The following is a 12,058-nucleotide window of genomic DNA, read 5'->3' on the forward strand; positions in this document are numbered from 1 at the left end:
GCTTAACTCGCCATCAGCAAACGTGTTTCGTGTTTTTTGAGCGTCTTGCGCGCGGAAATATAGGCGTTCATCCCTTTGGCTGTCGCAAGCTCGGGGAAAAGCGCGAGGATTTCATCACGCTGCCCGTTCTCCAGACCGGACATGGAGGCCGCCCCCGGCTGGAAAGTCTCCGTCCATGCCCCGTTGGAAAGCACAACCTCGTGGTTCTCGCACATGAAATGTATGTAGGAGGTCGCAAGCGGTTTTGCCCGCACGATCCCCGGCAGGCCGACCAGATGTTTGGCGGCGGCCAGCACTTCGCGCTCTTCAAAATACAGCGCCGCGCGGTCGGAGGTAAGCAACACGCGGTGCTGCGGTGAGACGATCAGATCGCGATCCGGCAGACCGTTGCCCAAAGCACCCTTCGCTATCATCACAGGGATCAAGTCTTTCTGACGCTGAAGATCCGCCGCCGAAAGATCCTTGCGCCCGACCCATGCGATTTCCTGCGCACCGTTGTCGCGGGTGAAGACGCGATCCCCGACGCAAAGCTGTTCCGCCGCGACCGTGCCATCAGGCGTGGCAATTCCGGTGCCCGGCGTGAAACAGACGATCTGTTCGACCTCCTCGAACTTGATCCGGCGAGTGACATTCCCGTTGGCGTCAAGAAGCTCGATCACGCCGCTTTCGGTAGAGGGATCGCCATTGGTATACACGACGCGGTAGTCGTCATAATCATAGGTGTCGCGCGACAGTTCGATGACATCCTGATCGGTGCCATCCGTATCTTCGCCACCTGAAATTGTGGTGTTGCCCGAGGCCGTCACCACAAACCGGTCGCTGCCCTCATCCCCCGACAGGCTGTCATTGTCACCATCGGCATAGATCGTATCGTCCCCCGCACCGCCGGAGATCGTATCATCGCCGGAGCCGCCAGAGATGACATCATCGCCGAGGCCGCCTTCGATCTCGTCCTGACCTTGACCGCCGGAGATGGTGTCATTGCCTTCGCCGCCATAGATGTCGTCGTCACCATTATCACCGTAAAGCGTGTCATCGCCCGCTTCACCGTAGATCGTGTCGGCACCAGCCCCGCCGTGGATTTCGTCATCGCCGGGGTCAAGCTCGGTTTCGTCCACATCGTCAATCACATCGCCGGAAAGCGTATAGCCGGAATTATACCCTCGTGCGGTCAGCGTGAAGGTGATCGAGCTTTGGTTTTCAAACGCGGCGGAGAACCATGCGTCCTGATCGGATGCACTATTGGCTTCGGTCCCAGAGGCCACCACGGTGCCGCCATCGGTCTGCACATCCAAAGACGTGTCCGACGAGGTGCCATAGCTGGTGAAGGACGCGGAATCGATGCTGACCTGTTCGCTGCCGTAGGCTTTATCAATGTCGTTGAACGTCGCTGTCGAGTTGATTGAGATCGGTTCGCCCGTGGCCGCATTGTAAAATTCCATGCGGATGGTGGCGGTTTCGCCCACCATTTTGTAATTGTTGCTCCCGTTCAAAAGGATTTCCTGCCCGGCATCACCAGACAAATCGACGTTCAAATCCCTGTCAGATTTGGAGACCAGAACCAGCTTTGCATTGACCACAGTGCCATCTTCCAATGTAGCAACGTTGGAATAGGTGGCTTCTGAGTTGGACCAAGTTTTGGACACAAGATTGCTGCGCGACAACGTCAAGGCCGAGGCATCAAGGCCAAGAGTGCCCGTCGAGCTTCCGTCATCACCATAGATCACGTCATTGCCGTCTCCGGCATAGATCGTGTCGTCATCCGACCCGCCTTTGATGGTATCGGCCCCATTGCCGCCATCAATCTGATCGTCGCCCGCCTTGCCGTCGATCGAATCCGCACCAGAGGTTCCGCTCAGATTGTCGTCGTCATTTGTTCCGTTGATATTGGCCATCTTGTCGTCCCTACAAACCTCCGCCGTGGCGAAATCGCTCGCTGCGCATCAGTAGGGCAAAGGACAACGGTTGACCTTCGTAACTACGGATTAAAGCTGCATGAAAAAATATACACTCAATGTAGCCACATTTGCCGTCACTTCAAAGGGGGAAGAATTCGGAAAGAAACTCACGAATATCATTAAGTATTTGTTTTCAAATGAATTATAGAAACAAGTGAGAAGAGCACATTCGCGACTGCTGTGCATATATGGCAAAACAGTGTCATAAATCCTACAGGTTGCCGTATATACAGAGAGCCTTCCGCCCCTCCAAATAAACAGTTTTCATATTTTTTGTAGATTAGGTCACTTTTGGAAACAGCGTTTCGGGCCTTTCGGGACCCGCGTTATGACAACGCCGGAGGCAAATTCCGCGTCTATCGCCGCAAGCCATAAAGAAAAATTCGGGCCACCGTGGCAGCCCGAACCTTGATCCATTACGAGACCCAGCCAGTTGAGCGGAGGTCAGGAGACCAGCAGCTCGGCCTCGTGTTTGCGCAACACGCGGCGGGCGGCGGAGAAACGACCGCGGCTCGACACTTCTTCCAGTTCAGGGAAGAGCGCGAAGAGTTCCTCGCGGGCCTCGTCTCCGATGCCGGAGAGTGTGTAATCGCCCGGCTGGAAACTTTCCGACCAAGTGCCATCCGACAGCACCACTTCGTGCCGGTCGAACATCACGTGGATATAGGTCACATCGGAGGCCTCGACCACATCGACACCGTCCATACGGGTCAGGTGTTTGGCAGCCACGAGAACTTCGTGCTCTTCAAAGAGAAGTGCAGCCTTTTCGTTGGATACCAGCATGCGGTGGTTCGGAGAAACCACCATGTCCCGCTCCGGCAGACCGGCCCCAAGCGCACCTTGGCGGATCAGCACCGGCATCAACTCCCGACGCGCGGCAAGGTCGGCCCCTGACAGGGTCTTTTTGCCGATCCAGCGGATTTCCTGAATGCCATTGTCACGGGTGATGACCCGATCCCCGACGTTCAGAGTTTCCACCGGAACCTCACCTTTCGGCGTAGCGATCAGAGTGCCCGGCGTGAAACAGGGGATGATCTCTTCGATATTGGTGTAGTTGATGTTGGCAGTGGTGCCGTCAGCTGTATTTTCCAGCACAATCTGACCATTGTAGCCAGCAGCGTCTCCGGTATCCCCATCGGGGTTCTGCACATGGCTGGTAATAACCCAGCCGTCGCTAAGAAGCTCGGACAGGTCAAGCGTATCCCAATCAACGCCGCCATTGCCGCCGTTCACCGTCGTGTCATAGACGCCAGAGGTTACATCGCTGAAGGTCACATAGATCGTGTCCTGATCATCGCCGCCGGACAACACATCGTTGTCACCGCCGCCGTAGATGATGTCATCATCCTCGCCACCATCGACGTGATCCGTGCCCGCTCCAGCGTAGATTGTGTCGTCATCAATGCCGCCATAGATGGTGTCATTGCCGTCGCCACCATAGATGATGTCGTCATCGTCCTGACCATAGATGGTGTCGTTGCCAGCACCGCCATAGATGACATCCTGACCATTCTCCGGCTCAAGATCACCCTCGTCGTCCGGAACGTTCAGGCTATCGGGATAGGCCGGATCAAGACCGCCATAGATGGTGTCGTTCCCGTCTCCGCCTTCGATTGTGTCGGAGCCTTCGCCGCCAATGATCGTATCATCGCCGGAACCGCCGAGGATCGTGTCGTCGTCGAGACCACCGTCGAGATAGTCGTTATCCGCACCACCGTCGATGTAATCCTCGTCATCGCCACCATAAATGGTGTCGTTGCCAGCCCCGCCGTAGAGCGTGTCCTTGTCATTGTCGGGGTCACTATCCACACCGGTCGAACCATAGCCGCGATCCGGCAGGCCGGTTTCGCCGCCAATGATCACATCATCGCCGTCACCGCCGTTGATCGTGTCATTGCCATCGCCACCGTCGAGGTAATCATCGCCACCTGCGCCGGAGATCGTATCATCACCACCCATACCAAAGAATTCATTGGTGTAGGTGTCGGAGGCGCTTGTGCCTTCGTGATCGAAACCGGTGAGCGTGTCGTCATATTCGGAGCCGATCACCCCGTCGATACCGTTCACGATGGTGTCGTTCTCGGCATCACCGCCGGATAGGGTCGATGTGGACAGGTCAACATTCACCGCCGCATCCGACGCGGAATAGTCAATGTTGTCCTGACCTGCGCCGCCGTCAAATGTGTCAGCACCCTCGCCGCCGATGAACGTGTCGTCACCGTCACCGCCGGAAAGCGTGTTGGTGCCACCGCCGCCTTGCAACGTGTCGTTGCCAGCGCCGCCATAGATCGTATCGTCGCCACCGGCCCCGTCGATCGTATCGTCACCGTCATTGCCGTAGATCACATCAGCCCCGTCGGTGATCTGGTCACCATCGGCATCCGTGTATCCGAGCATCATGTCTTCGCCGTCGTCGGTTCCGTCGACAACACCATCGCTGGCGTCGAGCTCCGGATCGTCAAACACAGCGACATAGGCGATTTCACCATCGAAAAACCGGTCATAAGACCCGTCATTGTATTCACGCGCGCCGAAAGTGAAGCTTTCGTCGTCATTGTCGCCGATGTCCATGTTGAGACCGGCGCTGTCGAAGCTTTCCTCGAACGTATCGCCCGTGCTCAGGTTCTCGACGATAAAGCTGCCCTCGCCGTCCTCATCCCAGGAATAGGACACACGCACTTCGTCGCCTTCGGAGAAGAAATCGGAGCCAGTGGACAGTTGCACGGAATCCGTGTCGGAGATGTGGTTGACCACAACGCTTCCGTCTCTGGTCACTTCGATATTGAAGTAGCCTTCGGAATTGCGATCACAGTATTCACCGCGGTTCACAATCGTGTCGGGAGACGAACCGACGTGACAGTCTTGCGTGAACTGAACCTGAATGGTGCCCTCGGACAGATCAAATGGCGCATCCGTCGTGGCGTTGGTCGACACGTCGAAATAGTCACCCTTGCCATCCAGTTGCAGCGCCCCGTCATCGACATGAGCATTGCCGTGGAAATGGCCGTTCTGCGCAATCCCGTCAGAAAGACCGGTGTCCTCGTTGCTCGCACCGCTGGAGAACTCCCACAGACCGATCAGATTCTCGGCCAGAGCGTCATTGAAATCCGGATCATCCGTCGTTGTTGTCCCGCCGTGGCACTTCCACCAATGTGTCATCGTCTCTCTCCATCACACTGCCGCTCGGGCAGACAAAACCAAAAAATCAATCCTCAAGACTTCGCGAGAACTCCGCGCAAGACACGTCTCTTGGACCAACAGCACGCGCAAAGCGTTGTCAGGGAAAGGCAGATACAGCTTGAGAGCCGATTGGCGCGGCAGTCGCACCAAAACGCAGCAGCAGGCCGATAGACGACCATTTCACCACAATCGGACACGCAAGCTTAGTCCCCCCGGACCTCATCGCGCGGCCGCCCCCGTGGCCTTTTGCCCCCCAGTTGGGCTCGTTATGGATAAGGCAAAAATGCGACCTTGCAACAGGGAAAAAGGCGGAAATGTGGTCAAATATGACGAGAAAAACCTATACGGGCACAAAAATGACAAATTTACTGTCCGGTCAAACCACTCGAGCCGGAAATTGAAAAACAAAATATTAATATTATTTTTCAACACGTTAATCGCATCCTAACGAACCGGAGAAGCAGCCCTTCCGAAGCATCAGGCTTCCGTAGGGGCAAGGAGATGCTGCATGCGCAAAATAAGGGCGGGTTTTCACTTCAGGAACCAATCCTTCGCAAACCGGAGAATCTTAGCCATTTTGGGAACAATCGAGGCGTGACAACAGAGCAACCACGCGAATCAACGCGCTCAAAAGCGCGTGTTTCCTCGACCGGAACACCGGCGTCTTTGTCATTTCAATTGGAATGGTACCCGTGGCCGGACTCGAACCGGCAAGCCTGTTACAGCGGGGGATTTTGAATCCCCTGTGTCTACCAATTCCACCACACGGGCAGAGCGCCGAAGTCTGGCGCAGTAAAAGGCGTTTACCCAAGCCTGCGGGCGGCGTCCAGAGGGTTCTGCGCGGTTTTCCTAAAAAAATTGCTTATGATTTCGCCGCAACTCAAATGCGCAGGACGGAAAACCTGTGACAGGCGCCCACATGCTTGACCCCGACCGAGGAATGAGGCCTAAAGAGGCCGAGCAAGACTACAGGGGCAGGTATGATCAGACGGCTTTACAACTGGACCATGTCCCTCGCAAACAGCCCGCACGCCCTTTGGGCGCTGGCTCTTGTGGCTTTTATCGAAAGCTCGGTCTTTCCGATCCCGCCGGACATCCTGATGATCCCCTTGATCGTTGCGCGCCCGCGTGACGCCTTCAAGATTGCGGGCATTGCCACTGTGGCCTCGGTCGCGGGCGGGATGCTGGGTTACTGGATCGGTTACGGGGCCTTTGAAACCATCGGGCGACCGGTGTTGGAATTCTACGGCAAGGACGCCTACTTCGACGAGTTCGCCGTAAAATATAATGAATGGGGCGCTTGGGCCGTGCTGATCGCGGGTGTGACCCCCTTCCCCTACAAGGTCATCACCATCCTGTCGGGCACCACGGGCCTGTCGCTTCCGGTCTTTATCGTGGCCTCGATCACGGCGCGCGCGCTACGCTTTTTCGTCGTCGCGATACTGTTGTGGAAATTCGGCGATCCGATCCGCGACTTTATCGAGCGCCGTCTCGGCCTCGTCTTCACCCTGTTTGTCGTCATCCTGCTGGGCGGCTTTTATGCCGTGAAATACCTATGAGAAAACCTGTCTCCGAATTCGCAGCCCTTCAACCCGCACTGGCCGCCGCAGTCGGATCTCTGGCCATTCTTCTGGGCGCTTTCATCTTTCAGGCGGCTGGCTTTGCGCCCTGCCCGATGTGTCTGTGGCAGCGCTGGCCCCATGCAATTGCGATTGTGATCGGGCTTTTGTTCTTTCTGATGCGGCTGCGCCCTCTAGCGCTTCTGGGCCTGTTCACCATGCTGGTTTCTGCCGCGCTTGGACTATATCACGCCGGTGTCGAACAAAAATGGTGGCCGGGGCCGAGTTCCTGCACGGGAACCGGAGACTCCTTGTCCGGCCTGTCTGGCGCGGATCTTTTGCCCGGTGGCGCGGGAGATGCGGGACTGGTGCTTTGCGACGAGATCGTTTGGGACACATGGGGTCTCGGGATCACGATGGCGGGCTGGAATTTCCTGTTTTCGCTGGTTTTCGCCGCGCTTTGGTTCATTGCATGGAAAAAGCTCTCAAAACGGGCTTGAGATCAGGGAAAAAACATCCCATCTTTTCCCTATGACTGGTCGAAAGAACAAAACCGTTGTGCCCTTCCCCGCTACGCGCCGTAAACGCAAGCGGCTTGGTGGTGTGATGGCCGATGCCCGTGCAGAGGCGCTGCGTCAGCGTTTTGCCAAAGTGTCGAATGACGCCCAGACGGGAAGCACCATGACGCCGCTCAAAAAGCTTCTGAAACGGTTCTGAGCAGCGCGCACTCGCCACGCTCTCTAGTCACTGCGCCACATTCGGCAAGGCGCTCGCTGTGCCTCAATGCACGGTGGTCAATGCACAGTGAACTCACCCACGCAATTGCGCCATTCACCCGGCGCAATCATCTTGCGATGTGAAAACCGCACATGATGTAGCGGGCCTTCGATATTCTCCTGCCAGAACTCGATAAACTTGAAGAGTTTCGGATAGTCCGGTGCGAGGTCGAACAACTGCCACGAGAAACTGTTCAACACGTTTTTGTAATCCGGCATCCGGTAGGTGAACTCCGCGAAGGTCAGCCCGTAGCCGGACAGCATCATTTCCGTTTCACTCATCTCTTGAGACGCAATGTGAGTCATATGTGTTTTCTCCTGTTGGTCCTGTGATTTGATCTTTTTTCGACTCCCATAAGAAAACTCTGCCTCAAAATGGTTAACTGTCAATAAAAACAATATGTTGTCACTCATATAGTCCGGCTGCCAGAACGAATGACCATCCCCCCATTGCACCCCATATCCGGTATGGGGTAGAGTGTGTCACAACGAGATACGGGGCTTATCCCCGTCACACAAAGACAACAGGCGGACAACGTGAGCGATACACCCGAAACCCCTGAAAACGAACAAGAAACCCCGCGCGAGCCGATGGCATGGGACGGTCCGAAAATCTCCATCACGAGCGAGATGAAGACCTCCTATCTCGACTACGCCATGTCCGTGATCGTGTCCCGTGCGATCCCCGACCTGCGCGACGGGTTGAAGCCTGTGCACCGGCGCATTCTTTTTGCGATGAACGAGGCGGGCAACACCCACGACAAGCCCTACCGCAAATCGGCCCGTGCCGTGGGCGACACGATGGGGAAATATCACCCGCATGGTGACAGCGCGATCTATGACGCGCTCGTGCGGATGGCGCAGCCGTTCTCCATGTCGCTGCCGCTTCTGGATGGTCAGGGGAACTTCGGTTCTATGGATGGCGATGCGGCCGCGGCCATGCGCTATACCGAAGTGCGGATGGACAAACCCGCCGCCTATCTTCTGGCAGATATTGACAAAGACACCGTCAACTTCGAGCTGAACTACGATGGCAAGGACCGTGAACCGACCGTCCTGCCCGCACGGTTCCCGAATATGCTGGTCAACGGCGCAGGCGGGATCGCGGTCGGCATGGCCACGAACATTCCGCCGCATAACCTTGGCGAAGTCGTTGATGCCACGCTCGCGCTGATCGAGAACCCCGATGTCTCGACCGAACGGTTGATGGAGATCGTCCCTGCCCCCGACTTCCCGACGGGCGGCATGATCCTCGGGCGCTCCGGTGCACGCAAAGCCTATCTCGAAGGTCGTGGTTCCGTCGTGATCCGCGCCAAGACCCGCGTGGAAGAAATTCGCAAGGACCGCTACGCTATTGTCATTGACGAGATTCCCTATCAGGTGAACAAGGCCTCGATGATCGAGAAGATCGCCGATATGGTGCGTGAAAAACGCATCGAAGGCATCGCGCATGTGCAAGATGAATCCGACCGCAATGGTGTGCGCGTGGTGGTTGAGCTGAAACGCGACGCGACGGCCGAAGTGGTGCTCAACCAGCTTTTCCGCTTCACACCGATGCAGACTTCTTTCGGCTGTAACATGTTGGCCCTGAACGGCGGGCGGCCCGAACAGATGACGCTGCGCCAGTTCCTTGAGCATTTCATCACCTTCCGCGAGGAAGTGGTGGCACGCCGCACGGCGTTTGAACTGCGCAAGGCACGGGACCGCTCCCATATCCTGTGTGGTCTGGCCGTGGCCGTTTCCAATGTGGATGAAGTGGTCGCGACGATCCGGTCCTCCGCCGATGCCGCCGAGGCCCGCGAGAAACTCATGACGCGGCGCTGGCCAGCCCATGAGATTGCCGATTACATCCGGCTGATCGACGATCCGCTGCACAAGATGAATGATGACGGCACCTACAATCTCTCCGAGGTTCAGGCCCGCGCCATTCTGGATCTGCGTCTGCAACGCCTGACCCAGATCGGGGTGAAGGAAGTCACCGACGAGCTGGTCGAACTGGCCGCGAAGATCAAGGATTTCCTTGCCATTCTGGCCTCGCGCGAGCGGATCATGGAGATCATCTCGAACGAGCTAATCGAGGTCAAAAACCTGTTCGCCGTGCCCCGCCGCACCGAGATCACCGACTGGTCCGGCGACATGGACGACGAAGACCTGATCGAGAAAGAGGACATGGTTGTGACCGTGACCTCCTCCGGCTGGGCCAAACGCACGCCTTTGGCCGATTATCGCGCCCAAAAACGCGGCGGCAAGGGGCTGTCGGGTATGTCGACCAAGGACGAGGACGTAATCACGACCCTGTTCGTGGCGAACACCCACACGCAGCTTCTGATCTTCACCGACGATGGCATGGCCTACAAGCTCAAGACATGGCGCCTGCCCTTGGGGGGCCGGACCGCGAAGGGCAAACCCTTGCTGCAAATCCTGCCGATCCCGCAGGGCGTCTCCATTGCCGCGATCCTGCCGGTGGACCGCGACGAGAAGGAATGGGACGATCTGCAAATCGTCTTTGCCACCTCGAAAGGCTCTGTGCGCCGTAACCGCCTGTCGGATTTCACCAATGTGAAGTCCAACGGCAAGATCGCGATGAAATTCGAGGGCGAGGATGAAGGCACCCGCCTGATCAACGCGCGGATTTGCGACGAAAGCGACGATGTGATGCTTGTGACCTCCGCAGGTCGCGCGATCCGCTTCCCCGTGACAGATGTGCGCGTGTTCAACTCGCGCGCTTCGCAAGGTGTCCGCGGGATCAAACTGGTGAATGAAGGCGACGAGGTGGTCTCCATGTCCGTCATCAAACACTTCGAGGCCGAGAGCTACGAGCGTCAGGCCTATCTCAAAATGCGCCGCCAACTGGCCGGAGCTGATGAGGTCGAAGGCACAGAAGACGACGAAGAGGTGTCGGAAGGCTCCATCAGCATGGAGCGGTTTGAAGAGATGAAAGCCGCCGAAGAGCTTCTGGTGACGATCACCAAAGGCGGAATCGGCAAGCTATCCTCCTCGCACGACTATCCGGTGCGCGGTCGCGGGGGCCAAGGTGTGACCGCAATGGAGAAAACCATGCGCGGCGGTCCGATCGTGGCCTGCTTCCCTGTCGGCATGGAAGACCAGATCATGCTCGCCACCTCCAAAGGCCAGTCAATCCGCTGTCCGGTTGATGGCATCTCTTTCCGGTCCCGTGGTGCGGGCGGTGTGAAAGTCTTCAACACCGGCAAAGGCGAAGAAGTCGTCTCCGTCGCATGGATCGCGGAGTCCGATGAGGACGAAAGCGACAAGGGCGACGTGGAAAGCTGAGCCTATTTTTTCATCTCATGAGAAACTTATAAAATTGCAGAAACGGGGCCCCAATTCGAGGCCCCGTTTTGTTAACGAAAATAGGTATCACAAGACCTTTTAAAGACTCAGGTAAAATTGGGAAAATGCCAAAACATCTATTTTTCCCCTTCCATTCAAAGGCTTTCACAAAAAATTGAAGGCGATACATGCAGAAAACACCTGTTTGGGCAAATTTCCGCCTGTGCGTATGTGCAGATCAGTAGCAAAAATAACACAGTTTTCTACACAAGCCAAAAATCAGATTTTGCCCTCTTAAACTTCCAAAATCACAGGAGTAAATCCTGCGCAGAAATCAAAAGGGGTAAAAAATGAGCAAAACAGAAAAACTCACACTCGCGCTTGCAATGATCACCGCAGCCGGTGCCGCCGCCGCTGATGGTGTAACATATAGCAAAGCCGAAGCGTCTTACTTCAACATCGAAGAAGATGATATCACCAGCCTCAATGGCGATATCGACTATGTCACGGGCCAACTGTCCTTCACCGGCTCCGCCAGCTTGGTGTCTTATGAAGGCGAAGATGCTTCCGTCGTGCGCGGCACCGCAGGCTATGCAATTGTCCCCGGCATGACCGTCTATGCTCTTCTGAGCGTGAGCAACGAAGAAGGCGGATATGACGACACATCATACGGTCTTGGTGCAGAATACCAAACCGGTGATTACGGCATTGCGTTGGAATACGAAACCTTTGACGACGCCGATGTAGACAGCCTGAGCCTTGTTGGCTTCTATGGCTTCGGAGCATCCACCGTGTATGGCCTCGCCAATGACTGGGACGATGACACATCCTATGCACTCGGCTACAAATATGATGCCGCAGCTTTTGAAGTGAACGTTGCAACTGCCTGGTCTGAATATGGTTTTGACACCGGCTTCACAGCGATCGGTGGTGAGTATAACGCAACCCAAGACTTCACCGTTCTGGCATCTGTGGTCAGCACCAACGAAGACTACCTCGAAGATGGCTTGCTCACAATCGGTGGCCGTTATGCCCTCAACGACAGCACCTCGCTCGAAGCAAATTATGGCACCGCCTTTGGTGACATCGACGGCGACGGTTTCTCCCTCGCCCTCACATTCGAAACCGGTGCACGTCGTCTTCGCGTGATGGATCAGGTTGAAGATTTCGCATCCGACACCACACCGCTTTTTGATATTCTCAACTAAACTGTTCCCTCGGAATAGATTGAGTATCAGACAAAGGCCCCACAAGTTTCGACTTGTGGGGTTTTTACTTGTTTCGCGATACAGGA

At 56.2% G+C, this 12,058-nt stretch carries 8 protein-coding genes and 1 tRNA gene; 5 read left to right on the forward strand and 4 right to left on the reverse strand.

Features of this window, described 5'->3' with window-relative positions:
• Positions 1 to 2: 2 nt before the first annotated feature.
• The 3 genes from KO492_RS18805 to KO492_RS12365 form a co-directional block, all read right to left on the reverse strand.
• Positions 3 to 1,895: a Hint domain-containing protein gene (locus KO492_RS18805; RefSeq protein WP_216045245.1), complete on the reverse strand. Its 1,893-nt coding sequence runs from the start codon at positions 1,893 to 1,895 to the stop codon at positions 3 to 5.
• Positions 1,896 to 2,402: 507 nt separating this feature from the next.
• Complete coding sequence (locus tag KO492_RS12360) at positions 2,403 to 5,117, reverse strand: Hint domain-containing protein (protein ID WP_216045246.1); 2,715 nt, start codon at positions 5,115 to 5,117, stop codon at positions 2,403 to 2,405.
• A gap of 705 nt (positions 5,118 to 5,822) precedes the next feature.
• A tRNA-Leu gene (locus tag KO492_RS12365) sits at positions 5,823 to 5,909 on the reverse strand.
• A 209-nt stretch (positions 5,910 to 6,118) separates the two neighbouring features.
• Here KO492_RS12365 and KO492_RS12370 point away from each other — a divergent pair.
• Genes KO492_RS12370 through KO492_RS12380 form a run of 3 tightly spaced genes read left to right on the forward strand, consistent with a single transcriptional unit; the run spans position 6,119 to position 7,414 of the window.
• Positions 6,119 to 6,697: a YqaA family protein gene (locus tag KO492_RS12370; RefSeq protein ID WP_216045247.1), complete on the forward strand. Its 579-nt coding sequence runs from the start codon at positions 6,119 to 6,121 to the stop codon at positions 6,695 to 6,697.
• Positions 6,694 to 7,197, forward strand: coding sequence for a disulfide bond formation protein B (locus KO492_RS12375; protein ID WP_216045248.1), 504 nt, complete (start codon positions 6,694 to 6,696; stop codon positions 7,195 to 7,197). Before KO492_RS12370 ends, KO492_RS12375 begins: the two co-directional genes overlap by 4 nt.
• A 31-nt stretch (positions 7,198 to 7,228) precedes the next feature.
• Entirely contained in the window at positions 7,229 to 7,414 is a 186-nt protein-coding gene (locus tag KO492_RS12380) for a hypothetical protein (RefSeq protein ID WP_216045249.1), read from the forward strand.
• Positions 7,415 to 7,491: 77 nt separating this feature from the next.
• On the opposite strand, the gene KO492_RS12385 is transcribed toward KO492_RS12380, so the two are convergent.
• Positions 7,492 to 7,779, reverse strand: a complete 288-nt coding sequence (locus KO492_RS12385) for an usg protein (protein ID WP_216045250.1) — start codon at positions 7,777 to 7,779, stop codon at positions 7,492 to 7,494.
• Between the two features lie 231 nt (positions 7,780 to 8,010).
• Between KO492_RS12385 and gyrA the strand changes: the two genes are divergently transcribed.
• Positions 8,011 to 10,764 (forward strand): DNA gyrase subunit A, encoded by a 2,754-nt coding sequence (gene gyrA, locus KO492_RS12390; protein WP_216045251.1) that lies wholly within the window; start codon positions 8,011 to 8,013, stop codon positions 10,762 to 10,764.
• 350 nt (positions 10,765 to 11,114) lie between these two features.
• Complete coding sequence (locus tag KO492_RS12395; protein ID WP_216045252.1) at positions 11,115 to 11,972, forward strand: hypothetical protein; 858 nt, start codon at positions 11,115 to 11,117, stop codon at positions 11,970 to 11,972.
• The last annotated feature ends 86 nt before the right edge of the window (positions 11,973 to 12,058 follow it).

It is taken from the genome of Celeribacter halophilus (genome assembly GCF_018860305.1).
In the GTDB taxonomy this organism is placed as follows: Bacteria; Pseudomonadota; Alphaproteobacteria; order Rhodobacterales; family Rhodobacteraceae; genus Celeribacter; species Celeribacter halophilus_A.